Raw genomic sequence first — 26,916 nt, forward strand, 5'->3', positions numbered from 1 at the left:
AATGTCCGTATCCCGACTCGATGCCTGTTTCCAGCGTCTGCGCGAACAGCAGCGCAAGGCGCTGATCCCCTTCGTCACGGCCGGTGATCCCTCGCTGGAGGCCACCGTGCCGGTCATGCACGCACTGGTCGACGCCGGCGCCGACGTGATTGAACTGGGCGTGCCGTTCTCCGACCCGATGGCCGATGGCCCGACCATCCAGCGCAGCTCCGAGCGCGCGCTGGCGCGCGGCGCCGGCAGCCGCTACGTCCTGCAGGCCGTGGCGCAGTTCCGCGAGCGCGATGCGCAGACCCCCGTGGTGCTGATGGGCTACCTGAACCCGGTGGAGATCCACGGTTACGCGGCCTTCGCCAAGGCCGCCGTCGACGCCGGCGTGGACGGCGTGCTGCTGGTCGACCTGCCGCCGGAAGAAGCGGGCGACGCCCAGCAGGCGTTCGACGCAGCCGGCCTTGCGCTGGTACTGCTGGCGTCGCCGACCACCAGTGAGGCGCGAGCCGACAAGCTGCTGGCGCTGGCCCGTGGCTATCTCTACTACGTCAGCTTTGCCGGTGTCACCGGCGCGTCCGAGCGCCTGGACAGCGATGCCGCCAGTGCCCGCCTGCAGGCGTTGCGCGCGCGTGCGTCGGTGCCGGTGGTGGCGGGCTTCGGCATCAAGGATGCCGCCAGTGCCGCGGCCATGGCCCGCCAGGCCGACGGCGTGGTGGTGGGCAGCGCGCTGGTGGCGGCGCTGGCCGAAGCGGGCTCGGCGGAAGAGGCCGCGCAGCACGCCCGGGCCTTCCTCGCCCCGCTGCGGCAGGCGCTGGACGCGTAACGGTAGTGCCGGCCACTGGCCGGCATCCTCCTGAGGGCTCGCGTGCAAGGGCTGCCGGCCAGCGGCCGGCACTACCCATCGGTCTGCACGCAAGGGCTGCCGGCCAGCGGCGGGCACCGCCCAGCACCTAAACGTACGTCCCAGCATGGTTTTTTCCGGCTGCCCCGTGGCTGGCAAGGGGGTGCACGGGCGGGGAAAGCGGAGCTAGACTGTCCGCCTTTGCGGCCCCCGGGCCGCCCTGAACGGAAGTGTCCTCCCGCATGAGTTGGCTCAGCAAGTTGATGCCGTCCGGCATCCGCACCGACAACACCCCCAGCAAGAAGCGCAGTGTCCCCGAGGGCCTGTGGGAAAAGTGCAGCAACTGCGGCAGCGCGTTGTACCGTCCGGAACTGGAAGAGAACCTGGAAGTCTGCCCGAAGTGCGGCCATCACATGGCGATCCGTGCGCGTGCGCGCCTGGCTGCCCTGTTCGATGCCGACAGCACCACCGAGATCGGTGCGCGCCTGGGGCCGACCGACCTGCTCAAGTTCAAGGACCAGAAGAAGTACAGCGAGCGCATCAAGATCGCGCAGAAGAACACCGGCGAGTACGACGCGCTGATCGCCATGCGCGGCCTGCTCAAGGGCCGTGCGCTGGTGGCATCGTCGTTCGACTTCGCCTTCATGGGCGGCTCGATGGGCTCGGTGGTCGGCGAGCGTTTCGCACTGGCCGCAGAAACCGCGGTCGAGATCGGTGCGCCCTACGTGTGCTTCTCGCAGAGCGGTGGCGCCCGCATGCAGGAAGGCCTGTTCTCGCTGATGCAGATGGCCAAGACCTCGGCCGCGCTGGGCAAGCTGCGTGAAGCCGGCCTGCCGTACATCTCGGTGCTGACCCATCCGACCACCGGCGGCGTGTCGGCCTCCTTCGCGATGCTGGGTGACATCAACATCGCCGAGCCGCAGGCGCTGATCGGCTTCGCCGGCCCGCGCGTGATCGAGCAGACCGTGCGCGAGAAGCTGCCGGAAGGCTTCCAGCGCTCGGAATTCCTGCTGGAGCACGGCGCCATCGACCAGATCTGCGACCGTCGCGAAATGCGCGACCGCCTGTCCGATCTGCTGGCAATGCTGGGCCGTCAGCCGGCGCCGGAGGTGGCTTGATGGGAGGCCGCAAGTACTTCGGTACTGATGGCATCCGTGGACGGGTCGGCCAGGGCGTGATCTCGGCCGACTTCGTGCTGCGCCTGGGCAACGCCCTGGGCCGTGTCCTGGTCGACCAGCGCGGCCAGGATGGGCGCCGGCCGATCGTGGTGATCGGCAAGGACACCCGCATCTCCGGTTACATGTTCGAAGCGGCACTGGAAGCCGGCCTGGTCGCCGCCGGTGCGGACGTGCAGCTGCTGGGGCCGATGCCGACCCCGGCGGTGGCGTTCCTGACCCGTACGCTTGGCGTGGACGCTGGCATCGTCATCAGCGCCTCGCACAACCCGCACTACGACAACGGCATCAAGTTCTTCTCCGCCCAGGGCGAGAAGCTCGACGATGCCACCGAGCTGGCCCTGGAAGCGGCGCTGGACATCCCGTTCACCACCGCCGAATCGGAAAAGCTGGGCAAGGCGTCGCGTGCGCGCGAAGCGGTCGGCCGCTACATCGAGTTCTGCAAGGCCAGCGTGCCGCGCGCGTTCGACCTGCGTGGCGTGCGCCTGGTGCTGGACTGCGCGCACGGCGCCACCTACCAGATCGCGCCGCTGCTGTTCCGTGAACTGGGCGCCGAGGTGATCGGCATTGGTGCCGAGCCCAACGGCGTCAACATCAACGCCGGCGTGGGTTCCACCCACATCGACAACCTGGCGGCCAAGGTCCGCGAAACCCGCGCCGATCTCGGCATCGCCTTCGATGGGGATGGCGACCGCGTGCTGATGGCCGACGACCAGGGCAACCCGGTCGACGGCGATGACCTGCTGTATATCCTGGCCCGTGCATGGAAAGCCGAAGGCCGCCTGCGCGGCCCGGTGGTCGGCACGCTGATGAGCAACTACGGCGTCGAGAAGGCATTTGCCGACCTGCAGATTCCGTTCGTGCGCAGCAATGTCGGCGATCGCTACGTGCACCAGGCGCTGATGGAAGGCGGCGGCGTGCTCGGCGGTGAAGCCTCCGGCCACCTGCTGTGCCTGGATCGGGCCACCACCGGCGACGGCATCGTCAGCGCGCTGCAGGTGCTGGTGGCATTGCGCAACAGCGGGCAGACCCTGCGCCAGGCGCTGGAAGGACTGGTGCGGGTGCCGCAGAAGACGGTCAACGTGCGGTTGGGCAATGTCTCGGCCAAGGCCACGGTGCAGGCCGGCAGCGTGCAGGCCGCGCTGGCTGTCGCGCAGCAGTCGGTGGCCGGCCGTGGCCGTGCGTTCCTGCGCCCGTCCGGTACCGAGCCGGTGGTGCGGGTCACGGTCGAAGCCGATGATGCGACGCTGATGCAGGACACGCTGGATCGACTGTCCGCGGCGGTACGTGAAGCCGCCGCCTGAGGCCGCTGCACATCTGCCCAACGAAAACGCCCCGGAATGCCGGGGCGTTTTCGTTGAAGGGGCAGGGCGGTGGGTTGCCTACGGCCCCGGCACCATCTTCTTCTGGCGTGCCTTGAAGCCATTGAACAGCGGTGCGATCAGCGGGTTGTAGCTCTGTGCGATGCGTTTTCGCAGCCAGCTGGCCGGGCGGTTGCGGATCGCGAAACGATAGATGCGCTCCGGGTCGCCGCCCACCACATTGCGTCCGAACGGGTGGGTGGTATGCAGGTAGCGGAAGCCGTGCTCGCGCGCCACCTCGATGTGGTCCTGGTCGAAATCGCCGTAGGGCCAGCACAGCGTATCGGACACCTCGCCAAGCTTGTCCTGCAGGACGTCGCGCGAGACTGCCAGGTCGTGGCTCAGGCCGGCACGGCGCTGTGCGCGGTCCAGGTCGTCGCGGCGCAGCCAGCGGGTGTGGGTATGGGTGTGGCAATGCACTTCGAAGGTGCCGGCGGCGATGGCCGCGCGCGCTTCGCTCCAGCGCATCATCACGTCGTCGCTGCGGTTCTGCTCGTAGATCGCCGCTTCGCAGCCGCGATGGTCCGGCGTGGCAGGCAACGTTGCCCCGGCAAGCCCGGCGTGGGGCCGCTCCGGGCCTTCGCCCATCCAGCCGGTGACCACGAACACCACCGCGTGCATGCCGTACTTCTGCAGGATCGGGTGCGCATACACCCAGTTGTCCAGGTAGCCATCGTCGAAGGTGATCACGATCGACTTGCGCGGCACCGGCTTGCCGGCCAGGAAGCCGGCGTACTGGTCCAGTGTCAGCGACGTCCAGCCGTTGCCGGCCAGCCACGCGATCTGGCTTTCGAAATTCTCCGGTGACACGGTGATCATGCCCGGCGACGGACTGACGTGGTGGTGCATCAGCACCGGTACGGTTCGGGCATCAGCCATGTCCCAGCTCCTTCAGCCACTGGTGGTAATAGTGTTCGGTGGTCTCACCGTGGCCGTCGGGAGTGAACCGGTGCGCGCTGCGCATCCAGTCCCACCCGGCGCGGCCCATCTGCCGCCGCCGTTCCGGATCGTCCACCAGCAGGCGCAGGGCGCCTGTCAGGGCTGCATTGTCGCCCAGCCGGGTGAGGATCGCATTGCTGCCATCCACCACCATCTCCGGCACGCCACCCACCCGCGTGGCCACGATCGGCACCCCGACATAGGCGGCCTCCAGGAAGACGGTACCGGCCGCTTCCTTGTGCGATGCCAGCGCGAAGATGTCGAAGCCAGCCATCAGCCGGCATGCGCCATCGCGATAGCCGAGCAGATGGACCTGCTGCTGCAGCCCGTGCTCGTCGCGCAGCGCCTGCAGCCGGTCCATGACCGGCTGGCCATCGCCGACCACCACCAGGTGCAGGTTCGGGTGCGTCTTGCACAGCGGTACCATCGCCTGCAGCAGGTCGGCATGACCCTTGGGTTCGCGCAGCACCGCCACGCAACCGACCACGATGTCCTGTTCGCCGAAGCCGAGTTCGGCGCGCACGTCCGCGCGTACCTCCTGCAGGCATTGCCAGGGGTCGTCCTTGCGGATTTCGCTCCAGCGCGGCGGGACCGCGATGGGCGGCACGATACCGATGTGTTCGGCCGGAATGCCGCGCGCGGCCAGCAACTGCTTGACGAAGCTGCTGACGGTCAGCACCCGGTGCGGCAGGCCGGTATAGGTCAGCAGCGAGTTGACCGGGCTCATCAGGTGGCGCGAGCGCACCACCAGCGGCGTGCCGCCCAGGCGTGCACCGGCGGCGGCGATCAGTGCGTCACGGCGGCTGGTGGTGTTGACCACGTCATAGCGTTCGCGGCGCACCAGGCGCGAGACCGACCAGATGCCGCGCAGCAGGCGCAGCAGGCCACCCATGCGCAGGGTATGCACGGTGAAACCATCATCGCGTGCCAGCTGGGCCAGTCGCGCTTCGGGCTGGCACAGCAGCGCCACCTCGTGGCCACGCGCGCGCATCACCTGCATGTGGCGGAAGATGTAGATCTCCTGCCCGCCCATTCCCTTGGCGGCTTCAGTGTGCAGGATGCGCAGCGGACGGTTCATGCAGGATCGATCCTTGAGGGTCAGCGGTTGCGGAAGCGGGTCAGCGCTTCCCATGCAGTGCGTACGGCGGCCGCATCGGGCGCCTGCTGTGGCAGCGGCCGGTAGCGCAGGTCCAGGGCGGTGGCGTTGCCGAACTTGTCGAACACATAGATGGCATCGCCATGGCGCACCGCGCGCTGCGACCAGCTTTCGACCACCAGCGCACGCGTGCCCTGCGGCTCGGCCAGCAGGTCCTGGCCGGTGCTGTAATCGGCCAGTGCGTTCTCGCAACCCAGTGCGTGGCGCATCAGTGTCGGCACCCAGTCTTCGTGCGAGCTGGTGCGTGCGTCGTGGCCAGCGGCCTTGCCCGGCCAATGCAGCACGAACGGGACCTGCAGCTGATAGTCGGAGAAGTTGCCGTTGTGGCCCCAGTAGTTCAGCTTGAGGTCGTTGAACTCTTCGGCATGGTCACCGGTGACCAGCACGATGGTGTCCTCGGCCAGGCCCTGTGCGCGCAGGTCGTCCAGCAGCGAGCCGATCAGGCTGTCGGCATAGTGCACGGCGGTGCGGTAGCGGTTGAGTTCCGGCGTCGGGTCATGCTCCGGGCCGAATTTGAGGAAATCGATATCGGCGGCCATCGGTGTGGCCACCGCCGGATAGCCCTCGGGCATGTGGTAGGGCGCATGGGTGGAGTCGAGGAACACGAAGCCGAACCACGGGCGCTGCGCGGCCTGGCTGGCGCGGATGTCCTGCTGCAGCGCACTGATGATCGCGCGGTCGCGGCCGTCTGACTTCAGCGCTGCCGGCCCCTGGTGCAGCTGGTCGCGGACATCGGCGAACACCGTGCGATCGAACTCCGGGCTGTACAACGGCGCACTGCCGTACAGGTGCAGGTCGTAGCCCTGCTGGCCCAGCACCTGGAACAGCTGCGAGCCACGCTGCTCGTCAAGCATGCTCGGCCAATAGCCGCCGGGCAGGCCGTAGAGCAGCCCGAACAGGCCGTAGCGGGTGGCATTGCCGGTGCTGAAATGGTGGTCGAAGACGCGCGCATCCTGCGCCAGCGTCGACGTGTTGGGCATCAGCTGCGGTGTCAGCACATCGTGGCGCAGCGACTCCAGTACCACCATCAGTACGTTGGGACGATGTGGGCTCTGGCAGCGCAGCGGATGCAGCGGGTACAGCAGCTGCGCATGGCGCGGGTCGGGCAGGCCGGCGTGCTGTTGGCTGACCACGCCCAGGCGCCGCATGAAGCTCTTGGCCGTGATCGGCTGCGCCCACGGCAGGTAGTTCCACTGCGCGATCACATCACGGTCGCCGCGGGCGTCGTAGTAGGCCGTGGCGACCTGGCCGCCGGCCATCAGCAGCGCGACCACCGCCCAGGCCTGCAGCACCCGTCGACGGCGCGGCGCGGCCGGCAGCAGTTTCCAGCACGCCCAGGCCAGCAGGCCCTCGGCGGTGAAGACCGCGGCAACCAGCAGGCCGACCTGCAGCCAGGTCTTCCAGGACAGGGCAACCTGGTCCTGCAGGGCGCCGCCGAACACCATGTTCACGACCATGGCATTGAGGTGGAAGCGGTACAGGGTGAAGACCTTGGCGTCGACCAGCAGCAGGCACAGCCACAGGCCCTGCAGCACGGCCGCGCTGATGCTCAGCGTACGCGCGCTGCGTGGCCACAGGCCCAGCAGCAGCGGCAGCAGGCCGGCCAGCACACCGAACGCGAGCAGGTGGCCGGGCAGGGCGACCGCCAGATAGGCCAGGCCGGCGCCGCCGCCCGGATTGTCACGCAGCGGTACATTGCCCAGCGCAATCGCCGCGGCCAGTACCGCATTGCCGGCGATGAACAGCGACCACCAGGCCAGCCGCCGCCAGCGCCTGGCGGAACCTTCAATGGCAGGGGCGGCAGGGGCAGCTGCGGGCATGGTGGGGCAGGTTCAGGGGGTGCAGGAGAGGGGCGGGGCCAACGTGACGGAAGCGTTGCTCCGCGCGCGGGTCGCGCATTGTATCGGTTTGTTTCCGTGTATCGAGTGGCGTCCCCCGGGCGATCTGTCACAATGTTCAGGCGGGCCATGAATGCGTTGGCCCCCTCAGACCCAACGACAAGCCAGGAACCGCTGTGAGCCAGATCCCCACCCTCGACATCACCCGTTTCGACAGCGACCGCGAGGCCTTCGTGGCCGAGCTGGGCGCGGCCTACCGCCAATGGGGATTCGCGGGCATCCGTAACCACGGCATCCCGCAGGCCGACATCGACGCGGCCTACGATGCCTTCAAGGCTTTCTTCGCCCTGCCGGAAGAGGTCAAGCGCAAGTACCACGTGGCCGGCAGCGGCGGCGCCCGCGGCTACACCCCGTTCGGCGTGGAAACCGCCAAGGGCTCCAAGCATTTCGACCTGAAGGAGTTCTGGCACATCGGCCGCGAGATCGCCGACGATTCCAAGTACCGGGACGTGATGGCGCCGAACCTGTGGCCGGCCGAGGTCGAAGGTTTCCGTGAGCGCGGTTACGGCCTGTATCAGGCGCTGGACAACCTGGGGTCGCGCGTGTTGTCCGCGTTGGCCCTGCACATTGGCCTGCCGGAAGACTTCTTCGCCGACAAGACCAACTTCGGCAACTCGATCCTGCGCCCGATCCACTACCCGCCGATCACCACTGACGACATCCCGAACGTGCGTGCCGGTGCCCATGGCGACATCAACTTCATCACCCTGCTGGTCGGCGCCAGTGCCGCAGGCCTGGAAGTGCAGTCGCATGACGGCGAGTGGGTGCCATTTACGTCAGATGCGGACACGATCGTGGTCAACATCGGCGACATGCTGCAGCGCCTGACCAACCACGTGTATCCGTCGACCATCCACCGCGTGGTCAACCCCCCGGGTGACCTGGCGCGCCAGCCGCGCTACTCGGTGCCGTTCTTCCTGCACCCGAACCCGGACTACCTGATCGACGTGCTGCCCTCGTGCATCACCCCGGAGAACCCGAGCCGGTATCCGGAGGCGATCACCGCCCACGGCTTCCTCGAGGAACGCCTGCGCGAGATCAAGCTGAAGTAAAGAAAAGTGAGGCCGCCGAAAGGCGGCCTTTTTCTTTGCAGGGTTGCACCCTGCACCCGCGGTAGTGCCGGCCGCTGGCCGGCAAGTCCAAAGCCAAAGCGGCTCTGGGGTGTTCCGTGGGGAGGCGGGGAGGTGTCGGATGGCGGGGACGCCGTAAACCCATCCCTGGGGGCTTGGCCGCGGCATCCATGCCGCGGACACCCCGCCATCCGACACCTCCCCGCCTTCGACAGTTTCCCGGTGACGGTTGGTGGGTGTCGACCTTGCTCGACACGGTAGATCCACGCCATGCGTGGATGAGATCTCTCGGATCGAAGTGGGGTAGGGGGTTGGTCCAGCCAGCATCAACCCGGAATGCAGCTTTTGTCTTTGCTCTTGCTCTTCTTTTTTCTTCCCGTGGCGGGCGGAACCGCCGGACTGTGTCAGAGGCCGGGCGGGTGGGGCTGCGCAGGGGCGTGAGCCGCATGGGCCCGAGGCATGCCTCGGGCGGGTTGGGCAGGACGCCCAATCCCGGTCTTGCCGTGTGCGCAGGACAGCGCACACGAGCAAGCGGCGATCGAGCTTACATGGACGTACTTGCAGCGCCCCCTGCGCAGTCCCACCCGCCCGGCCAAGCCCCAGATCTAGCCGGGCTCTCCGCGACCAACCAAACCCCGCCCCCCCTCCGCCACGAGGGGCTGCGCCGTTGGCTGAAAATCCATGTAACCGCTTACAATGAAACGGATTTTGCCGCAACGGGTATCATGACCGGCTGACTTCACACAGGAGCCACCCGCTCATGCGCCGCAAGATCGTCGCCGGAAACTGGAAGCTGCATGGCAGCCGTCAATTCTCCAATGAACTGCTGGGGCAGGTGGCTGCCGGGCTGCCGCTGGAGGGGGTGGACGTGGTGATCCTGCCGCCGCTGCCGTACCTGGGCGAGCTGGTCGAGGACTTCGGCGAGACCGGCCTGGCCTTCGGCGCGCAGGACGTGAGCAGCAACGAGAAGGGCGCCTATACCGGCGAGGTCTGCGCGGCCATGCTGGTCGAGGTCGGGGCCCGCTATGGCCTGGTCGGCCATTCCGAGCGCCGCCAGTATCACCATGAAAGCAGCGAGCTGGTCGCGCGCAAGTTCGCCGCCGCCCAGCATGCCGGCCTGGTGCCGGTGCTGTGCGTGGGCGAGACCCTGGAGCAGCGCGAGGCCGGGCAGACCGAAGCGGTCATCGCCAGCCAGCTGGCGCCGGTGCTGGAACTGGTCGGCGCGGCCGGCTTTGCCAAGGCCGTGGTCGCCTACGAGCCGGTCTGGGCCATCGGTACCGGCCGTACTGCTACAAAGGAGCAGGCACAGCAGGTGCACGCGTTCATCCGTGGCGAAGTTGCGCGCTTCGATGCTAGAATTGCTGATTCACTGCCCATTGTTTACGGCGGTAGCGTGAAGCCCGACAATGCCGGGGAACTGTTCGCGCAGCCGGATGTCGATGGTGGGCTGGTCGGCGGCGCCTCCCTGGTGGCCGCGGACTTCCTGGCCATCGCACGGGCGGCGGCCGCGAACTAATCCTAGAAGTATTGTCCGAGGGCGGTTTCCAATGCTGATGTTGATCCTCAATGTCGTCTACGTGCTGGTCGCTGTGGCCATGATCGCGCTGATCCTGATGCAGCGTGGCTCGGGTGCGGCGGCGGGTTCGGGCTTTGGTGCCGGCGCCTCGGGCACGGTGTTCGGTGCGCGTGGCGCCTCGAACTTCCTGTCCAAGTCGACCAAGTGGCTGGCCGTCGTGTTCTTCGGCATCAGTCTCTTCATGGCCTGGTATGCCGGTCACGGCACCCGTCCGGCGGCCGACCAGGACCTGGGCCTGATGTCCGCCCCGGCGGCCAGCGCGCCGGCGGCTCCGGCGGGCGAACTGCCGGCCGTTCCGAAGGCCGATCCGGTCCCGGCCGCCCCGGTTCCGGCGGCGAATGTGCCGGCTCAGGCGGAATCTTCGGTTTCTGGTGAAGAAAAGCCTTCGGAAGGCTCCCAGAAACACTGAAGCCGGTTACAATACGCGGCGCATCGGGAAGATAGTCTGATGTGATCGTTTGCCCAGGTGGCGGAATTGGTAGACGCACTACCTTGAGGTGGTAGCGACGCAAGTCGTAGGGGTTCGAGTCCCCTCTTGGGCACCATTTGTAAGTAAAGCGGGTTCGCCTGGCGCGCAAGGCGCCAGGCAGGTTCCCGTCCACTCCCCCATGCCAAAGCGCCTGCAGGCGCGGCGGCAGAGGCAAGAGAGAATCGCTGTGCTGGCCGAATATTTGCCTTCTCTGCTGTTTCTGATCGTTGCCACCGGTATCGGCATTACGCTGATGCTGGTTGGTCGATTCCTCGGTCCCCGCCGCCCCGATCTGGAAAAGCTGTCGCCGTACGAGTGCGGCTTCGAGGCCTTCGAAGACGCGCGCATGAAGTTCGACGTGCGCTACTACCTGATCGCGATCCAGTTCATCGTCTTCGACCTGGAAATCATCTTCATCGTGCCGTGGACCCAGGTCTTCATGGAGCTGGGCGCCCGTTCGCTCATCACCATGGGCCTGTTCGTCGGCATGCTGTTCCTCGGTTTCATTTACGTCTGGAAGAAGGGAGCGCTGGAATGGGAGTGATTCAGACTCTCGATGGCCTCATGAACAACCCGTCGCCGGAAGGCCGGGTTGATGACATCCTGCGGCCGGAAGGCGACAACCCGCTGCTGGAAAAGGGCTTCGTCACCACCAGCGTCGACGCACTGCTGAACTGGGCGCGCACCGGCTCGATGTGGCCGATGACCTTCGGCCTGGCCTGCTGCGCGGTCGAGATGATGCACGCCGGCGCCGCGCGCCTGGACCTTGACCGTTACGGCGTGGTGTTCCGCCCGTCGCCGCGTCAGTCCGACGTGATGATCGTGGCCGGTACCCTGGTCAACAAGATGGCCCCGGCGCTGCGCAAGGTCTACGACCAGATGCCGGACCCGAAGTGGGTCATCTCGATGGGTAGCTGTGCCAACGGTGGTGGCTATTACCACTACTCCTATTCTGTCGTGCGCGGCTGTGATCGCGTGGTGCCGGTGGACGTCTACGTCCCGGGCTGCCCGCCGACCGCCGAGGCGCTGGTGTACGGGATCCTGCAGCTGCAGAAGAAGATCTGGCGTACACAGACCATCGCCCGCTGACCCCTTCACCTGACAAGAGCGCGCCAAGCCCCCATGGCAGAGCAAGCATCCTTCATCGACCGACTCTCCGCACGTTTCGCTGGTGCGAAGGTCATCGTGGTCGAACCCCGCGGCGAAGTGACGCTGGAAGTGCCTGCCGCCGAGTGGCACGCCACCGCCCTGGCGCTGCGTGACGAGTTTGGTTTCGAGCAGGCCGTGGATCTGTGCGGCGTCGACTACCTCGGTTATGGCTCCGACGAATGGGACACCGCCGACGTGTCCTCGCAGGGCTTCAGCCGTGGCGTCGAAGGCAAGGCCCAAGGCCGCTTCGCGTGGGGCGAGTTCCCCACCGAGGAAAACGGTGCCGACGGTGCCCGCCCGCAGCACATGCCGACCCAGCGTTTCGCCGTGGTCGCCCAGCTGCGCTCGTACCAGCACAACCTGATGATGCACCTGCGCTGCTTCGCCCCTGACGAAGCGCTGCCGGTGGTGTCCTCGCTGACCAGCGTGTGGCCGGGCCTGAACTGGTTCGAGCGCGAAGCGTTCGACCTGTACGGCGTGATCTTCGAAGGCCACCCGGACCTGCGCCGGATCCTGACCGACTACGGTTTCGTCGGCCATCCGTTCCGCAAGGACTTCCCGCTGATCGGCAATGTCGAAGTCCGCTACGACGAAGAAAAGAAGCGCGTGATCTACGAACCGGTCACCTCGGTGGAGCCGCGTGTCGGCGTGCCGCGCGTGATCCGTGACGACGCCCGTCTGCAGACCGCAGCCGGTGAGCGCGCGCAGGAGGCAGTGAAGTGAGCCACGTACACCAGGCCGGCGAAGCGTTCGCCAGCAACGCCGCCGAAAGCCGGCAGGAAATCCGCAACTACACCATGAACTTCGGCCCGCAGCATCCGGCCGCTCACGGTGTGCTGCGCCTGATCCTGGAAATGGACGGCGAAACCATCATGCGTGCCGACCCGCACGTGGGTCTGCTGCACCGTGGCACCGAGAAGCTGGCCGAGTCCAAGCCGTTCAACCAGTCGATCGGCTACATGGATCGCCTCGACTACGTGTCGATGATGTGCAACGAGCACGCCTACGTGCGCGCGATCGAGACCCTGATGGGCATCGAGGCGCCGGAGCGTGCGCAGTACATCCGCACCATGTACGACGAGATCACCCGCATCCTCAACCACCTGATGTGGCTGGGCTCCAACGCGCTCGACCTGGGTGCGATGGCCGTGATGCTGTATGCCTTCCGTGAGCGCGAAGAGCTGATGGACTGCTATGAAGCGGTCTCCGGCGCGCGCATGCACGCGGCGTACTACCGCCCGGGCGGTGTCTACCGCGACCTGCCGGACCACATGCCGAAGTACAAGGAATCGCGCTGGCACAAGGGCAAGGCGCTGAAGCAGCTCAATGCTTCACGCGAAGGCTCGCTGCTGGACTTCCTGGAGAACTTCACCGTCGAGTTCCCCAAGCGCGTCGACGAATACGAAACCCTGCTGACCGACAACCGCATCTGGAAGCAGCGTACCGTCGGCATCGGCGTGGTCACTCCGGAACTGGCGCACCAGTGGGGCATGACCGGCGTGATGCTGCGTGGCTCGGGCGTGGCCTGGGACCTGCGCAAGAAGCGCCCGTACGCCAAGTACGATGCTGTCGATTTCGACATCCCGCTGGGCAAGGAAGGCGACTGCTACGACCGCTACCTGGTCCGCGTCGCCGAAATGCGCGAATCCAACCGCATCATCAAGCAGTGCGTGGCGTGGCTGAAGGCCAACCCCGGCCCGGTCATGGTCAAGAACTTCAAGGTCGCTCCGCCCAAGCGCGAGGACATGAAGGACGACATGGAAGCGCTGATCCACCACTTCAAGCTGTTCAGCGAAGGCTATTGCGTACCGGCGGGTGAAACCTATGCGGCCGTGGAAGCGCCCAAGGGCGAATTCGGCTGCTACCTGGTCTCCGATGGCGCCAACAAGCCCTTCCGCGTGCACCTGCGCGCACCGGGCTTCGCCCACCTGTCCTCGATCGATTCGATCGTGCGCGGCCACATGCTGGCCGACGTGGTGGCGATGATCGGTACCTATGACCTGGTGTTCGGCGAGGTTGACCGGTAATGCCGTCCGCCACGCCAACGCCCGCTGCAGGCAGCCGGCGCAAGCCGGCGCCGCAGTTTCTGGAATTTCACGTTATGCATTTCGCTGAGGTCGGCCGATGAAGGCGACAGGTAATTTCGAGGCGGCGCGCGACGTCGACCCGATGGTGGTGCTGAGCGACAAGACCCGCGCTCACATCGATCACTGGCTGTCCAAGTTCCCGCCGGACCGCAAGCGCTCTGCCGTGCTGCAGGGCCTGCATGCGGCCCAGGAGCAGAACCAGGGCTGGCTGACCGACGAGCTGATCGCCGCCGTCGCCAAGTACCTCGACCTGCCGCCGGTGTGGGCCTACGAGGTCGCCAGCTTCTACTCGATGTTCGAGACCGAGAAGGTGGGCCGCAACAACGTGGCCATCTGCACCAACATCAGCTGCTGGCTCAATGGCGCCGAGGACATCGTCCGCCATTGCGAGAAGAAGCTGGGCATCAAGCACGGTGAATCGACCCCGGATGGCCGCGTCTACCTCAAGCGCGAGGAAGAGTGCCTGGCCGGTTGTGGCGGCGCGCCGATGATGGTCATCAACGGTCACTACCATGAGCGTCTGACCCTGGAAAAGGTCGACGAGCTGCTGGACGGGCTGGAGTAAGGGCATGGCACATCACCACGAATCCAAGGGTCCGGTCGGCCCCGCGCCGCTGCCGCACCAGGTGGTCTACACCACCCTGCATTACGACACCCCGTGGTCGTACGAAAGCTACCTGAAGACCGGTGGCTACGCCGCCCTGCGCAAGATCCTCGAAGAGAAGATCCCGCCGGAGCAGGTCATCGAGATGGTCAAGGCCTCGGGCCTGCGCGGCCGCGGTGGCGCAGGCTTCCCGACCGGCCTGAAGTGGTCCTTCATGCCCAAGGGCAACATGCAGAAGTACATCCTCTGCAACTCGGACGAATCCGAGCCGGGCACCTGCAAGGACCGCGACATCCTGCGTTACAACCCGCATTCGGTGGTGGAAGGCATGGCGATTGCCTGCTACGCCACCGGTTCGACCGTGGGTTACAACTACCTGCGCGGTGAGTTCCACCACGAGCCGTTCGAGCACTTCGAGCAGGCCCTGGCCGACGCCTATGCGAACGGCTGGCTGGGCAAGAACATCCTCGGCAGCGGCGTGGACATCGACATCTACGGTGCGCTGGGCGCCGGCGCCTACATCTGCGGCGAAGAAACCGCGCTGATGGAATCGCTGGAAGGCAAGAAGGGCCAGCCGCGCTACAAGCCGCCGTTCCCGGCCAATTTCGGCCTGTATGGCAAGCCGTCGACGATCAACAACACCGAAACCTACGGTTCGGTGCCGGCGATCATCCGCAACGGTCCGGAGTGGTTCAAGGGCCTGAGCCTGACCGCCAACGGCGGTCCGAAGTGCTTCTCGGTGTCCGGCTGCGTGCAGAACGGCGGCAACTTCGAAGTGCCGCTCGGCACCAAATTCCACGACCTGCTGGAAATGGCCGGTGGCCTGCGTCCGGGCCGCACGCTGAAGGGCGCGATCCCGGGCGGCGTGTCGATGCCGGTGCTGACCGCGGCCGAGCTGGAGGACCTGCCGATGGACTACGACACCATCCGTGCACTGGGCTCCGGCCTGGGTTCGGGCGCGATCGTGGTGCTCGACGACAGCGTCTGCTGCGTCAAGTTCGCCTGCCGCATCAGCCAGTTCTTCCACAAGGAATCCTGCGGCCAGTGCACCCCGTGCCGTGAAGGTACCGGCTGGATGCACCGCGTGCTGGAGCGCATCGTCGCCGGCAAGGCCACGATGGAAGACCTGCACCAGCTGAAGGCGGTGGCGGGGCAGATCGAAGGCCACACCATCTGTGCGTTCGGTGAAGCGGCTGCATGGCCCATCCAGGGCTTCCTGCGCCAGTTCTGGGACGAATTCGAGTACTACATCGTCAACGGTCATTCGATGGTTGACGGCAAGAAGGTGGAGGCAGCCGCCGCATGAGCGCGCAACCCGTAAACCCGAACGTGCCACCGGATCACGTGACCATCGAGATCGATGGCAAGTCGCTGGTCGTGCCCAAGGGTTCGATGATCATCCAGGCGGCCGACAAGGCCGGTATTCCGATTCCGCGCTTCTGCTACCACGAGAAGCTGCCGATCGCCGCCAACTGCCGCATGTGCCTGGTGGACGTGGAGAAGTCGCCGAAGCCGGCGCCGGCCTGCGCCACCCCGGTGATGGACGGCATGAAGGTCGCCACCCGCAGCGAGAAGGCACTGAAGTTCCAGCGCTCGGTGATGGAGTTCCTGCTCATCAACCACCCGCTGGACTGCCCGATCTGCGATCAGGGCGGCGAGTGCGAGCTGCAGGACGTATCGTTGGGCTATGGCCGTTCGGTCAGCCGCTTCAACGAGCGCAAGCGCGTGGTGCCGGACGAGGACATGGGCCCGCTGGTCGCTACCGAGATGACCCGCTGCATCCAGTGCACCCGCTGCGTCCGCTTCACCGCCGACGTTGCTGGTACCTACGAACTGGGTGGCATGTACCGCGGTGAGAACCTGCAGATCGGCACCTTCGACGGCAAGCCGCTGACCACCGAGCTGTCCGGCAACGTCGTCGACGTCTGCCCGGTCGGCGCGCTGACCAACAAGGTGTTCCAGTTCCGCGCCCGTCCGTGGGAACTGACCGCGCGCGAATCGCTGGGCTACCACGACGCGATGGGTTCGAACCTGTTCCTGCACGTGCGTCGCGGTGAAGTGCTGCGCACCGTGCCGCGCGACAACGAAGCCGTGAACGAGTGCTGGCTGTCCGACCGTGACCGCTACTCGCACCAGGGCCTGTACAGCGAAGACCGTGCGGTCAAGCCGCTGCGCAAGGTCAATGGCGAGTGGAAGGAAGTGAGCTGGGCCGAAGGCCTGGCCGCGGCCGCCGAGATCCTCAAGGCGAACCAGGGCGACAACCTGGGCGTGCTGGTGCACCCGTCCACCTCCAACGAGGAAGGCGCGTTGCTGGCCCGCCTGGCCAAGGGCCTGGGCACGGGCAACATCGACCACCGCATCAACAACCGCGATTTCTCCGACGCCGCAACCGCCGAAGTGTTCGGCCTGCCGCTGGCCGAAATCGAAGGCGCTGACCGCATCGTCGTTCTGGGCAGCAACATCCGCCACGAACTGCCGCTGCTGCACGCCCGCCTGCGCAAGGCGCAGACCACCAAGGGCGCGAAGATCCATGTCGTCAACCCGGTGGACTTCGACTTCGCCTTCAGCATCGCCGGCAAGCAGATCGTCGCACCGTCCAAGTTCGTCGACGCGCTGGCCAACGCCGAGCTGCGTTCGGCAGTGCAGGGCGGCAACAACACCGTGCTGATCGTCGGTGGCATCGCCGAAAACCACCCGCAGGCTGCCGCGATCCGCGCTGCTGCGCGTGAGTTCGCCGCCGCCACCGGTGCCAAGCTGTGCCGCATCCCGCAGGGCGCCAACGCCGTTGGCCTGACCCGCGCCGGTGTGCTGCCGGCTGGCAAGGACGTCGCCGCGATGCTGGCGCAGCCGCGCCAGGCCTATGTGGTGTACGGCCTGGAGCCGGGCCTGGACTTCGCCGATGCACCTGCCGCGCGCAAGGCGCTGGCCGGTGCCCAGGTGGTGGCTTTCAGCCAGTTCGCCTGTGCCTCGACCCGCGACGTCGCCGACGTGATCCTGCCGATCGGTGCGCTGCCGGAAATCGACGCCACCCTGACCAACCTTGATGGTCGCGAGCAGTCGGCCCGTGCCGGCGGCAAGCTGCCGGGCGAGGCCCGTGAAGGCTGGCGCGTGCTGCGCGCCCTGGGCGGCGAGCTGGCCGTGGCCGGTTTCGACTTCACCGACCTGGCCGGCCTGCGCGCCAGCCTGGCCCCGGTACCGGTCACCGTTGCCGCTTCGGCGCAGCCGGTGGTTGCCGGCGAAGGCCTGGAAGTGGCTTCGACCGCCGCGATCTACCGCACCGATGCGGTGGTCCGTCGCGCCCCGGCGCTGCAGTCGCATCCGCTCAACAACGCCCCGCGCATCGTGCTGAACGCTGAAGATGCCGCTCGCCTGCAGCTGCAGGAAGGGCAGATGGCCAAGGTCGGCACCGATGCCGGCAAGGCCACCCTGCCGGTGGTGGTCGACGCCCGCGTCGCTGCGGGTTCGGTCTGGATTGAATCGGGCCACGGCGCGACCGCGCCGCTGGGTGCCGCTCGCGTATCGGTGGTGGCTGCATGAACGAATTGCTGTTGAACGCGGTCGACCCGCTGCACCAGTGGCTGCTGGGCCTCGGTGACATCGGCGCGCTGATCTGGATCATCCTGAAGATCCTGGTGATCGCCGTTCCGGTGATCATCTCGGTGGCCTTCTACGTGGTCTGGGAACGCAAGCTGATCGGCTGGATGCACGTCCGCCACGGCCCGATGTACGTGGGCATGGGCATCTTCCAGGCCTTCGCCGACGTCTTCAAGCTGCTGTTCAAGGAAGTGGTCCAGCCGAGCAGCGCCAACAAGGCGATCTACCTGCTGGCCCCGCTGATCACCCTGGCCCCGGCCTTCGCGGCCTGGTCGGTGGTGCCCTTCGATTCGCAGATCGTGCTGTCCAACGCCAACGCCGGCCTGCTGTACCTGCTGGCGATGACCTCGCTGGGCATCTACGGCATCATCCTGGCCGGTTGGGCGTCCAACTCGAAGTATGCGTTCCTGGGGGCGATGCGCGCCTCGGCGCAGATGATCAGCTATGAAATCGCCATGGGCTTCGCCCTGGTCGGCGTGATGATCGCCTCGGGCAGCCTGAACCTGAGCAACATCGTGATGGCGCAGGCCGGCAGTTCCGGCTTCTTCGACTGGTTCCTGCTGCCGCTGTTCCCGCTGTTCGTCATCTACTGGGTCTCGGGCGTGGCTGAAACCAACCGCGCGCCGTTCGACGTGGTGGAAGGCGAATCGGAAATCGTCGCCGGCCACATGGTCGAATACTCCGGCGGTGCCTTCGCCCTGTTCTTCCTGGCCGAATACGCGAACATGATCCTGATCAGCTTCCTGATCTCGATCTTCTTCCTCGGCGGCTGGCTGAGCCCGGTCCAGGGCTGGGTCAACTTCGGCGATGTCTCGCCGCTGGTCGACTGGATCTGGAAGGGGGGCGCGCCGTGGCTGTTCGTCAAGGTGTTCTTCTTCGCCAGTGCCTACATCTGGTTCCGTGCCAGCTTCCCGCGCTTCCGCTACGACCAGATCATGCGCCTGGGCTGGAAGGTCTTCATCCCGCTGGCCATTCTGTGGATCGCGGTTACCGCCGTCATGGTGTTCTTCGGCGTGATTCAAAAGGGCGTCTAAAGTGATGAACAGGATTACCCATTACTTCAAGAGCCTGCTGCTGCTCGAACTGCTGGCGGGCCTCTGGCTGACGCTGAAGTACAGCTTCAAGCCGAAGTACACGATGATGTACCCGATGGAGAAGTTCCCGCAGTCGCCGCGCTTCCGTGGCCTGCATGCGCTGCGCCGTTATCCCAACGGCGAAGAGCGCTGCATCGCCTGCAAGCTGTGCGAAGCGGTGTGCCCGGCGCTGGCCATCACCATCGACTCGGCCAAGCGCGAGGACGGCACCCGCCGCACCACGCGTTATGACATCGACCTGTTCAAGTGCATCTTCTGTGGCTTCTGTGAGGAAAGCTGCCCGGTGGACTCGATCGTCGAAACCCACATCCTCGAGTACCACTTCGAGAATCGTGGCGAAAACATCGTTACCAAGCCGCAGCTGCTGGCCCTGGGCGACCGTCTCGAAAACGAGATCGCCGAGCGTCGCGCCGCCGATGCCGCTTACCGCTGAGGTCGAGAGATGGATTGGGTAAATATCGCTTTCTGGGTGTTCGCCATCGCGGCAACGGTTTCGGCCGGTGCGGTGATCAGCGTGCGCAACCCGGTTCACGCCGTGCTCTGCCTGGTGCTGACCTTCTTCTCCATCGCCTGCGTGTGGCTGCTGGTGGGCGCCGAGTTCCTCGGTGTGGCGCTGGTGCTGGTCTACGTCGGTGCGGTGATGGTGCTGTTCCTGTTCGTGGTGATGATGCTGGACATCGACCCCACCAAGCTGCGTGAGGGCTGGGTGCGCTACCTGCCGGTCGGCCTGATTGTCGCGGTCGCGATGCTGGCGCAGATGCTGATCCTGATCGGGGTCAAGGCGCGTTCGGTCACGCCGTTCCCGGCCGACAACGCCGCTGCGGTCGCCGCCGACAGCTCCAACATCACCTGGCTGGCACGCACGCTGTTCACCGAGTACCTGCTGCCGTTCGAGTTCGCCGCCGTCATCCTGACCGTGGCCGTGGTTGCCGCCGTGATGCTGACCCTGCGTCGCCGTACCGGCGTGAAGAGCCAGAACCCGGGCCAGCAGACCATGGTCAAGGCCGGCCAGCGCCTGCGCATGGTCAAGATGGGTGCCGAAGCACCGGTCGTGCACAGCAACAGCAAGCCGGTCGCCGGCGAGGAGACCCAGCCGTGATCACCCTTGGCCATATCCTCGCGCTGGGCGCGGTGCTGTTCGCCATCAGCCTGGCCGGTATCTTCCTCAACCGGAAGAACGTCATCGTCCTGCTGATGTCGATCGAGCTGATGCTGCTGTCGGTGAACATCAACTTCGTCGGCTTCTCGCGTCAGCTGGGCGATCCGTCCGGCCAGCTGTTCGTGTTCTTCATCCTGACCGTCGCCGCCGCGGAAGCCGCCATCGGCCTGGCGATCCTGGTGACCCTGTTCCGTACACGCCGCACGATCAATGTCGGCGAAGTCGATTCGTTGAAGGGCTGATCCACAGATGGAAATCACTCTCTCCAAGAGTCTGTTGATCGCAGTGGTGCTCGCACCGCTGTTCGGCAGCATCATCGCCGGCCTGTTCGGTCGCCAGGTCAAGCGCTTCGGCGCGCAGACCATCACCATCCTCGGCGTCGCGGTGGCCTGCGGCCTGTCGATGTATACGCTCTACCAGCTGCTGTGGGGCGGGGCGCAGCCGTTCAACCAGAACATCTACACGTTCTTCGAAGTCGGCCAGTACTCGGCCCACGTCGGTTTCATGGTCGACAAGCTGACCGCGATGATGATGGTGGTGGTGACCTTCGTGTCGCTGCTGGTCCACATCTACACGATCGGCTACATGCAGGACGATCCGGGCTACCAGCGGTTCTTCAGCTACATCTCGCTGTTCACCTTCTCGATGCTCACCCTGGTGATGAGCAACAACTTCCTGCAGCTGTTCTTCGGCTGGGAAGCGGTGGGCCTGGTGTCGTACCTGCTGATCGGCTTCTGGTTCAAGCGCCCGACCGCGATCTTCGCCAACATGAAGGCGTTCCTGGTCAACCGCGTCGGTGACTTCGGCTTCCTGCTGGGCATCGCCGGCGTGCTGTGGGTGTTCGGCACCCTGGACTACTCGCAGGTGTTCTCGCAGGCCGGCATGCTGGCCGACCCGCGCGCCCAGCTGCAGATCTGGGACGGCACGCTGCTGGGCATGCAGCTGCTGAACGAGCCGGTGATCTGGTCGATCGCCACCGTCATCTGCATCTGCCTGTTCATCGGTGCCATGGGCAAGTCGGCCCAGGTCCCGCTGCACGTGTGGCTGCCGGACTCGATGGAAGGCCCGACCCCGATCTCGGCACTGATCCACGCCGCGACGATGGTGACCGCCGGTATCTTCATGGTCACCCGCATGTCGCCGCTGTTCGAGCTGTCGCAGACCGCGCTGAACTTCGTGCTGTTCATCGGTGCCACCACCGCGTTCTTCACTGGCCTGATCGGCATCGTGCAGAACGACATCAAGCGCGTGGTCGCGTACTCGACCCTGTCGCAGCTGGGCTACATGACGGTTGCACTGGGCGTGTCGGCCTATTCGGCTGCCGTGTTCCACCTGATGACCCACGCCTTCTTCAAGGCCCTGCTGTTCCTGGGCGCCGGCTCGGTCATCATCGCGATGCACCACGAGCAGGACATGCGCAAGATGGGCGGCCTGCGCAAGTACATGCCGATCACCTTCATCACCATGTGGATCGGTACCCTGGCGCTGGTCGGCACGCCGTTCTTCTCCGGCTTCTACTCGAAGGACACCATCATCGAGGCGGCCGAGCTGCACGCGCACCTGTCCAACAACTGGGTGGCCACCTATGGCTACTGGGCGGTGCTGGGTGGCGTGATCGTCACCAGCTTCTACAGCTTCCGCCTGCTGTTCCTGACCTTCCACGGCAAGGAGCGTTTCCGCGACGCGCATGACGATCACGGCCACGGCCATGACGATCACCACGCCGCCGACGCCCACCACGGCGATGCACACCATGGTGATGGCCACGACGACCACGGCCATGGCCACGGTCCGCACGAGCCGCACGAAACCCCGTGGGTGGTGACCCTGCCGCTGATCCTGCTGGCCATCCCGTCGATCGCCATCGGTTTCTTCAGCATCGGCCCGATGCTGTACGGCACCGACTGGGCCGGCAACCACGCGCACGATGCCATCAAGGGCCAGGCGCACACGTTCTTCACCGGCATCGTCGACTTCTACGATCCGGCCAAGAACACCATCGGCTTCCTGGGTGAGGAGTTCCATGGCCCGGTCGCCTTCGCGCTGCATGGCATGATGGCTCCGGCGTTCATGCTGACCGTTGCGGGCTTCCTGCTGGCCGCACTGTTCTACCTGTGGAAGCCGGACCTGTCGGGCAAGGCCCGCAAGACCTTTGCTCCGCTGGTGTCGGTGCTTGAAAACAAGTACGGCTTCGACAAGCTGTGGATCGATGGCTTTGCCGGTGGCAGCGTCAAGCTGGGCAAGGTCTCGCGCTGGATCGACAGCAACATCGTCGACGGCGTGGTCAATCTCTCGGCACGTGTTGTGGACGTCGCAGCCGGCGTGCTGCGTCGTACCCAATCCGGTTTCCTCTATCACTACGCCTTCGCGATGATCATCGGCCTGATTGCCCTGCTGGGCGTGCTGATGCATTACCTGCGTTGATGACCTGTACGGAATAAGAAGACGTGTCGAACTGGCCTCTACTCAGTGTCCTCATCTGGCTGCCGATCATCGGTGGTGCCCTGATCCTTGCGATCCGTGATGCGCAGACCGCCCGCTGGGCGTCGCTGGGCGTAGCGGTGCTGACCTTCGTGGCGAGCCTCTCGCTGCTGAGCGGCTACAACGCAGGCGTCGATGGTCTGCAGTTCGTCGAGACCCATGCCTGGATCCCGGCGTACAAGATCGGCTACAACCTGGGCGTGGACGGCATTGCCGTGGCGCTGATCCTGCTGACCACCCTGGTCAGCGTGCTTGCCCTGATCGGCGCCTGGAGCGCCATCGACAAGCGCGTGAACCAGTACGTGGCGGCCTTCCTGATCCTGGAAGGTGTCACCGTCGGCATCTTCGCCGCGACGGACGCAATGCTGTTCTACGTGTTCTTCGAAGCGATGCTGATCCCGATGTTCCTGATCATCGGTGTCTGGGGCGGTCCGCGCCGCATCTACGCCGCGCTGAAGTTCTTCCTGTACACCTTCCTCGGCTCGGTGCTGATGCTGGTGGCGCTGATCTACCTGTACATGAAGGGCGGCAGCTTCCAGCTGGCCGACCTGTACGCGCTGCCGCTGTCGGCCAAGGAGCAGACCTGGATCTTCTTCGCCTTCCTGATCGCCTTCGCGGTCAAGGTGCCGATGTTCCCGGTCCACACCTGGCTGCCGGACGCCCACGTGGAAGCGCCGACCGCCGGTTCGGTGATCCTGGCCGCGATCGCCCTGAAGATCGGTGGCTACGGCTTCCTGCGCTTCAACCTGCCGATCGTCCCGGACGCGTCGCAGGAATGGGCCTGGCTGGTGATCGCGCTGTCGCTGATCGCGGTGATCTACGTCGGCCTGGTCGCCCTGGTGCAGGACGACATGAAGAAGCTGATCGCCTATTCGTCGATCGCGCACATGGGCTTTGTCACCCTGGGCACCTTCATCGCCCTGTGGCTGGTGCGCGAAGCCGGCAACGCCGATGCCGCCCGCCTGGGCCTGCAGGGCGCCATGGTGCAGATGATCTCGCACGGCTTCGTGTCCGGCGCGATGTTCTCCTGCGTCGGCGTGCTGTACGACCGCATGCACAGCCGCCGCATCGCCGATTACGGCGGCGTGGTCAACGTGATGCCGTGGTTCGCCACCTTCGCGATGCTGTTCTTCATGGCCAACGCGGGCCTGCCGGGTACCAGCGGTTTCGTTGGCGAGTTCATGGTCATCCTCTCGGCCTTCCAGCGTAATCCGTGGATCGCCCTGGGCGCGGCCACCACCCTGATCATCGGCGCCGCCTACACCCTGTGGCTGTACAAGCGCATCTTCTTCGGTGAAGTGGCCAACAGCCATGTTGCCGAACTGAAGGACATCAACGGCCGCGAATGGCTGGTGCTGGGCGTGTTCGCCATCGGCGTGCTGGCCCTGGGCATCTACCCCAAGCCGCTGACCGACCTGATGGAGCCCTCGATCGCGAAGCTGGCGATGCAGATCGCATCCAGCAAGCTGCTGTAATTCCAGGATTTGATGATGACCACCTCGCCGCTGCTGCCATTGACCGCCGCTGACCTGCCACCGCTCGCTCCCGAGCTGGTGCTGATCGGCAGCGCCTTCGCCCTGATGATCCTCGACCTGTTCGTCAGCAACCGGAACAAGATCGTCACCCACCTGTTCTCGCTCGCTGCGCTGGCCGTGGTGCTGTTCATGCTGGCCACCGGCGTGGGCGGGCAGGGGGAGGTCTTCCATGGCATGTTCGTGCGCGATACCGCCGCGGACGTGATGAAGACCGGAATCGTGCTGCTCAGCGGCCTGACCCTGGTCTACGGCTGGCGCTACCTGCGTGATCGCGACCTGTTCCAGGGCGAGATCCCGGTGCTGATCCTGTTCGGCACCGCCGGCATGATGATCCTGGTCTCGGCCGGCAGCCTGCTGATGGTCTACCTGGGCCTGGAACTGCTGGCGCTGTGCTCCTACGCCCTGGTCGCCAGCAACCGCGAAAGCGGCCTGGCCTCGGAGGCGGCGATGAAGTACATCGTGCTGGGTTCGCTGGCCTCGGGCCTGCTGCTCTACGGCATGTCGCTGATCTACGGCGCCACCGGCAGCCTGCACCTGGATGTGATCCGCGAGGCCATCCCGCACTCGGAAGAGCGCGTGCTGCTGATCACCGGTGCGGTGTTCATGATCGCCGGCGTCGCCTTCAAGCTGGGTGCCGCGCCGTTCCACATGTGGCTGCCGGACGTGTACCAGGGTGCCCCGGCACCGATCGCACTGTTCATCAGCTCGGCGCCGAAGCTGGCCGCGTTCGGCATGGCCTACCGCCTGCTGGAAATGGGCGTGGGCCCGCTGTCGACCGAACTGCAGCTGCTGATTGCCGGCCTGGCCGCGGTATCGCTGGTCATCGGCAACCTGATGGCCATCGCGCAGAGCAACCTCAAGCGCATGCTGGCGTTCTCCACCGTCTCGCACATCGGCTTCCTGCTGATGGGCATCGCCGGTGGCGGTTCGCAGGGCTACGCCGCCGCGCTGTTCTACGCACTGGCTTACGCGATCATGTCCACCGCCGCCTTCGGCGCGATCATCGCGCTGTCGCGTGCCGGCTTTGAAGCCGAGAACATCGAGGACTTCAAGGGCCTGAACGCCCGCAACCCGTGGATGGCCGGCCTGGTGCTGTGCATCATGGCGTCGCTGGCCGGCATCCCGCCGTTCCTGGGCTTCTGGACCAAGCTGGCGGTGCTGGGCGCGGCCGTCAACGGCGGCCTGCTGTGGCTGGCCATCCTCGGCGTGCTGTGCGCCGTGGTCGGCTGCTTCTACTACCTGCGCGTCATCAAGGTCATGTACTTCGATGAGCCGGTGGGCGAGGCCATGCCGCGCAGCAACGACCGCGTGCTGGGCGTGGTGCTGGGCGTGAATGCCCTGGCGCTGCTCGCGCTGGGCCTGGCCTGGAACCCGATCATGGTCTGGTGCCAGCAGGCATTTGCGCATCTTGCATAAAAGTTGACACAAAGCTGCGCGATTCGTGTAATATGCGCAGCCTGAGTTGTCACTGCAGCGGTTCAGCCAGAACATCGTTGCGGTAGCCCTCCTCGAAAGAGCAGGGCAGCAGTTCAAACACTTCCGGTGCGGGGTGGAGCAGTCTGGCAGCTCGTCGGGCTCATAACCCGAAGGTCGCAGGTTCAAATCCTGCCCCCGCTACCAACGTCGGATCGGCGCCAACCGGTTCGATGAATGAGGGAAAGCTTGCATTTGTCGCAGCAATGCCTCATGATTCCGCTTCTGATGCGGGGTGGAGCAGTCTGGCAGCTCGTCGGGCTCATAACCCGAAGGTCGCAGGTTCAAATCCTGCCCCCGCTACCAAGTAAAGAGATCGCCTTCGAAGTCCTGCTTCGAGGGCGTTTTTCTTTGGGGTCTGCGTTGTTTCTGCGTGATCGGGGTCAGATCCCTTATCCACGGGAAAAGGGATCTGACCCGGGTCCGCACCTTGCACCAGCGCGGTGCAGTCGCTATCATCAGCGGCCTAGCAGTACCCCTGAAGGCGGCCTCCCAGCGGGAGTCCGGACCCGGAAGGAGGGCCGCAACCGGCAGGCAATGCAGGTTGCAACCGGAATCCAGTCACCGGAGTCTTTCCGGAAAAGGGGCCCAACGGGCCCTTTGTCGTTTCCGGGGCGTCACGTTTCCACGCCGGCCAAGGCCGGCACCCAACCATAGAGATCAAGGCAGGCTGTGAGCGACAAGGCAACCGACATCGCGAATCTGCTCGCCCCGACCGTTGTGTCGCTGGGCCTGGAGCTGCTGGGCGTTGAGTATCTGCCGGCCCCCGGCGGTGCGACCCTGCGCCTTTACATCGACGTGCCGCTGGCTGAACAGCCCGAGCGCATCATCAATGTCGACGACTGCGAGCGGGTCAGCCGCGAAGTGTCGGCGCAGCTGGACGTCGAGGACCCGATCAGCGGCAATTACACGCTGGAAGTGTCCTCGCCGGGCGTCGACCGTCCGCTGTTCAGCCTGGAGCAGTTCGGCCGTCACCTCGGCGAATCGGCCAAGGTCACGCTGAAGCTGCCGCAGGACAACCGTCGTCGCCTGCAGGGTCGTATCGAGGCGACCGACGAGGCGGCGGGGACCATCACTTTCATCGTCGACAAGGCCGAAGTGGTCGTGTCGGCCGACAACATCGACAAGGCACGGATCATGCCCGACTGGGTGGCGCTGGGGCTGGCCCCGAGCAAGCCGACCGGTCCGGCACCGAAGCGTCCGAAGCCGAACACGAATTCTTCTTCCAACGAGCCGGCGGCAAAGAAGCCGCGCGCGGAGTGAGCCA

The 26,916-nt window shown here is 65.7% G+C and carries 24 protein-coding genes and 3 tRNA genes; 24 read left to right on the forward strand and 3 right to left on the reverse strand.

The genetic code is table 11. From position 1 onward, the window contains the following. The first annotated feature begins 1 nt into the window (after window position 1). From trpA to glmM, 3 genes are all read left to right on the forward strand, one after another. Window positions 2-811 carry a tryptophan synthase subunit alpha gene (gene trpA, locus AC5P56_RS05985; RefSeq protein WP_014647878.1) on the forward strand — a complete coding sequence of 270 codons (810 nt, stop codon included), beginning with the start codon at window positions 2-4 and terminating at the stop codon, window positions 809-811. 260 nt (window positions 812-1,071) lie between these two features. Beyond that, window positions 1,072-1,947 carry an acetyl-CoA carboxylase, carboxyltransferase subunit beta gene (gene accD / locus AC5P56_RS05990; RefSeq protein WP_005410473.1) on the forward strand — a complete coding sequence of 292 codons (876 nt, stop codon included), beginning with the start codon at window positions 1,072-1,074 and terminating at the stop codon, window positions 1,945-1,947. Beyond that, entirely contained in the window at window positions 1,947-3,308 is a 1,362-nt protein-coding gene (glmM, locus tag AC5P56_RS05995; RefSeq protein ID WP_014647877.1) for a phosphoglucosamine mutase, read from the forward strand. The genes accD and glmM overlap by 1 nt, the downstream gene beginning before the upstream one ends. A 78-nt stretch (window positions 3,309-3,386) precedes the next feature. Here the strand turns inward: glmM and AC5P56_RS06000 are convergent, their stop codons facing one another. From AC5P56_RS06000 to AC5P56_RS06010, 3 genes are read right to left on the reverse strand one after another with little or no spacing between them, the layout of a single operon-like run. Next, the gene (locus AC5P56_RS06000) at window positions 3,387-4,244 is read right to left on the reverse strand and encodes a polysaccharide deacetylase family protein (protein ID WP_049407821.1); all 858 of its coding nucleotides are present in this window, start codon (window positions 4,242-4,244) and stop codon (window positions 3,387-3,389) included. Further along, complete coding sequence (locus tag AC5P56_RS06005) at window positions 4,237-5,382, reverse strand: glycosyltransferase family 4 protein (protein ID WP_014647875.1); 1,146 nt, start codon at window positions 5,380-5,382, stop codon at window positions 4,237-4,239. Before AC5P56_RS06005 ends, AC5P56_RS06000 begins: the two co-directional genes overlap by 8 nt. A gap of 20 nt (window positions 5,383-5,402) precedes the next feature. Continuing rightward, window positions 5,403-7,280, reverse strand: coding sequence for a DUF3413 domain-containing protein (locus tag AC5P56_RS06010; RefSeq protein WP_197575503.1), 1,878 nt, complete (start codon window positions 7,278-7,280; stop codon window positions 5,403-5,405). A gap of 194 nt (window positions 7,281-7,474) precedes the next feature. Between AC5P56_RS06010 and AC5P56_RS06015 the strand changes: the two genes are divergently transcribed. From AC5P56_RS06015 to rimP, 21 genes are all read left to right on the forward strand, one after another. After that, window positions 7,475-8,410, forward strand: coding sequence for an isopenicillin N synthase family dioxygenase (locus tag AC5P56_RS06015; protein ID WP_014647873.1), 936 nt, complete (start codon window positions 7,475-7,477; stop codon window positions 8,408-8,410). 778 nt (window positions 8,411-9,188) lie between these two features. Then, window positions 9,189-9,944, forward strand: a complete 756-nt coding sequence (gene tpiA / locus AC5P56_RS06020; protein ID WP_445391812.1) for a triose-phosphate isomerase — start codon at window positions 9,189-9,191, stop codon at window positions 9,942-9,944. A gap of 31 nt (window positions 9,945-9,975) precedes the next feature. After that, window positions 9,976-10,413 carry a preprotein translocase subunit SecG gene (secG, locus tag AC5P56_RS06025; RefSeq protein WP_014647871.1) on the forward strand — a complete coding sequence of 146 codons (438 nt, stop codon included), beginning with the start codon at window positions 9,976-9,978 and terminating at the stop codon, window positions 10,411-10,413. A gap of 51 nt (window positions 10,414-10,464) precedes the next feature. Continuing rightward, window positions 10,465-10,549 (forward strand) — tRNA-Leu (locus AC5P56_RS06030). A gap of 111 nt (window positions 10,550-10,660) precedes the next feature. Then, window positions 10,661-11,017: an NADH-quinone oxidoreductase subunit A gene (locus AC5P56_RS06035; RefSeq protein WP_008265012.1), complete on the forward strand. Its 357-nt coding sequence runs from the start codon at window positions 10,661-10,663 to the stop codon at window positions 11,015-11,017. Next, a complete protein-coding gene (locus AC5P56_RS06040) occupies window positions 11,008-11,562 on the forward strand; it encodes a NuoB/complex I 20 kDa subunit family protein (RefSeq protein WP_005417936.1) in 555 nt (184 codons plus the stop codon). The genes AC5P56_RS06035 and AC5P56_RS06040 overlap by 10 nt, the downstream gene beginning before the upstream one ends. A 33-nt stretch (window positions 11,563-11,595) precedes the next feature. Further along, on the forward strand, window positions 11,596-12,345 hold the full coding sequence (locus AC5P56_RS06045) for an NADH-quinone oxidoreductase subunit C (protein WP_014647869.1): 750 nt from the start codon (window positions 11,596-11,598) through the stop codon (window positions 12,343-12,345). Continuing rightward, window positions 12,342-13,649: an NADH-quinone oxidoreductase subunit D gene (locus tag AC5P56_RS06050; RefSeq protein WP_014647868.1), complete on the forward strand. Its 1,308-nt coding sequence runs from the start codon at window positions 12,342-12,344 to the stop codon at window positions 13,647-13,649. The genes AC5P56_RS06045 and AC5P56_RS06050 overlap by 4 nt, the downstream gene beginning before the upstream one ends. A 97-nt stretch (window positions 13,650-13,746) precedes the next feature. Beyond that, the gene (gene nuoE, locus AC5P56_RS06055; protein WP_014647867.1) at window positions 13,747-14,274 is read left to right on the forward strand and encodes an NADH-quinone oxidoreductase subunit NuoE; all 528 of its coding nucleotides are present in this window, start codon (window positions 13,747-13,749) and stop codon (window positions 14,272-14,274) included. A gap of 4 nt (window positions 14,275-14,278) precedes the next feature. Further along, window positions 14,279-15,619: an NADH-quinone oxidoreductase subunit NuoF gene (gene nuoF, locus AC5P56_RS06060; RefSeq protein WP_014647866.1), complete on the forward strand. Its 1,341-nt coding sequence runs from the start codon at window positions 14,279-14,281 to the stop codon at window positions 15,617-15,619. Further along, window positions 15,616-17,850, forward strand: a complete 2,235-nt coding sequence (gene nuoG, locus AC5P56_RS06065) for an NADH-quinone oxidoreductase subunit NuoG (protein WP_049442381.1) — start codon at window positions 15,616-15,618, stop codon at window positions 17,848-17,850. Before nuoF ends, nuoG begins: the two co-directional genes overlap by 4 nt. Beyond that, window positions 17,847-18,941, forward strand: coding sequence for an NADH-quinone oxidoreductase subunit NuoH (nuoH, locus tag AC5P56_RS06070; protein ID WP_014037948.1), 1,095 nt, complete (start codon window positions 17,847-17,849; stop codon window positions 18,939-18,941). Before nuoG ends, nuoH begins: the two co-directional genes overlap by 4 nt. Window positions 18,942-18,945: 4 nt before the next feature. Further along, complete coding sequence (gene nuoI / locus AC5P56_RS06075; protein ID WP_005410456.1) at window positions 18,946-19,434, forward strand: NADH-quinone oxidoreductase subunit NuoI; 489 nt, start codon at window positions 18,946-18,948, stop codon at window positions 19,432-19,434. Window positions 19,435-19,443: 9 nt separating this feature from the next. Continuing rightward, window positions 19,444-20,100 carry an NADH-quinone oxidoreductase subunit J gene (locus tag AC5P56_RS06080; RefSeq protein WP_014647864.1) on the forward strand — a complete coding sequence of 219 codons (657 nt, stop codon included), beginning with the start codon at window positions 19,444-19,446 and terminating at the stop codon, window positions 20,098-20,100. Next, complete coding sequence (gene nuoK, locus AC5P56_RS06085; protein WP_005417921.1) at window positions 20,097-20,402, forward strand: NADH-quinone oxidoreductase subunit NuoK; 306 nt, start codon at window positions 20,097-20,099, stop codon at window positions 20,400-20,402. The genes AC5P56_RS06080 and nuoK overlap by 4 nt, the downstream gene beginning before the upstream one ends. A gap of 7 nt (window positions 20,403-20,409) precedes the next feature. Then, a complete protein-coding gene (gene nuoL, locus AC5P56_RS06090; protein ID WP_134809121.1) occupies window positions 20,410-22,584 on the forward strand; it encodes an NADH-quinone oxidoreductase subunit L in 2,175 nt (724 codons plus the stop codon). 23 nt (window positions 22,585-22,607) lie between these two features. After that, window positions 22,608-24,116, forward strand: a complete 1,509-nt coding sequence (locus AC5P56_RS06095; protein WP_019660580.1) for an NADH-quinone oxidoreductase subunit M — start codon at window positions 22,608-22,610, stop codon at window positions 24,114-24,116. A 15-nt stretch (window positions 24,117-24,131) separates the two neighbouring features. After that, complete coding sequence (nuoN, locus tag AC5P56_RS06100; protein WP_032957446.1) at window positions 24,132-25,592, forward strand: NADH-quinone oxidoreductase subunit NuoN; 1,461 nt, start codon at window positions 24,132-24,134, stop codon at window positions 25,590-25,592. 127 nt (window positions 25,593-25,719) lie between these two features. Then, window positions 25,720-25,796, forward strand: a tRNA-Met gene (locus AC5P56_RS06105). 82 nt (window positions 25,797-25,878) lie between these two features. Beyond that, window positions 25,879-25,955 (forward strand) — tRNA-Met (locus AC5P56_RS06110). A gap of 366 nt (window positions 25,956-26,321) precedes the next feature. After that, window positions 26,322-26,912: a ribosome maturation factor RimP gene (gene rimP, locus AC5P56_RS06115; protein ID WP_014647860.1), complete on the forward strand. Its 591-nt coding sequence runs from the start codon at window positions 26,322-26,324 to the stop codon at window positions 26,910-26,912. Window positions 26,913-26,916: the final 4 nt, after the last annotated feature.

Source organism: Stenotrophomonas sp. YJH_SMC_131 (assembly GCF_059367975.1).

Bases quoted from the DNA above. Each gene is read 5' to 3' on its own strand.
- nuoG (WP_049442381.1), top strand. From the start codon at position 15,616: ATGAGCGCGCAACCCGTAAACCCGAACGTGCCACCGGATCACGTGACC.
- AC5P56_RS06045 (WP_014647869.1), top strand. From the start codon at position 11,596: ATGGCAGAGCAAGCATCCTTCATCGACCGACTCTCCGCACGTTTCGCT.
- AC5P56_RS06040 (WP_005417936.1), top strand. From the start codon at position 11,008: ATGGGAGTGATTCAGACTCTCGATGGCCTCATGAACAACCCGTCGCCG.
- secG (WP_014647871.1), top strand. From the start codon at position 9,976: ATGCTGATGTTGATCCTCAATGTCGTCTACGTGCTGGTCGCTGTGGCC.
- AC5P56_RS06080 (WP_014647864.1), top strand. From the start codon at position 19,444: ATGGATTGGGTAAATATCGCTTTCTGGGTGTTCGCCATCGCGGCAACG.
- nuoH (WP_014037948.1), top strand. From the start codon at position 17,847: ATGAACGAATTGCTGTTGAACGCGGTCGACCCGCTGCACCAGTGGCTG.
- AC5P56_RS06005 (WP_014647875.1), bottom strand. From the start codon at position 5,382: ATGAACCGTCCGCTGCGCATCCTGCACACTGAAGCCGCCAAGGGAATG.
- tpiA (WP_445391812.1), top strand. From the start codon at position 9,189: ATGCGCCGCAAGATCGTCGCCGGAAACTGGAAGCTGCATGGCAGCCGT.
- nuoE (WP_014647867.1), top strand. From the start codon at position 13,747: ATGAAGGCGACAGGTAATTTCGAGGCGGCGCGCGACGTCGACCCGATG.
- AC5P56_RS06000 (WP_049407821.1), bottom strand. From the start codon at position 4,244: ATGGCTGATGCCCGAACCGTACCGGTGCTGATGCACCACCACGTCAGT.
- glmM (WP_014647877.1), top strand. From the start codon at position 1,947: ATGGGAGGCCGCAAGTACTTCGGTACTGATGGCATCCGTGGACGGGTC.
- nuoF (WP_014647866.1), top strand. From the start codon at position 14,279: ATGGCACATCACCACGAATCCAAGGGTCCGGTCGGCCCCGCGCCGCTG.
- nuoI (WP_005410456.1), top strand. From the start codon at position 18,946: ATGAACAGGATTACCCATTACTTCAAGAGCCTGCTGCTGCTCGAACTG.
- trpA (WP_014647878.1), top strand. From the start codon at position 2: ATGTCCGTATCCCGACTCGATGCCTGTTTCCAGCGTCTGCGCGAACAG.
- accD (WP_005410473.1), top strand. From the start codon at position 1,072: ATGAGTTGGCTCAGCAAGTTGATGCCGTCCGGCATCCGCACCGACAAC.
- nuoN (WP_032957446.1), top strand. From the start codon at position 24,132: ATGACCACCTCGCCGCTGCTGCCATTGACCGCCGCTGACCTGCCACCG.
- nuoL (WP_134809121.1), top strand. From the start codon at position 20,410: ATGGAAATCACTCTCTCCAAGAGTCTGTTGATCGCAGTGGTGCTCGCA.
- AC5P56_RS06010 (WP_197575503.1), bottom strand. From the start codon at position 7,280: ATGCCCGCAGCTGCCCCTGCCGCCCCTGCCATTGAAGGTTCCGCCAGG.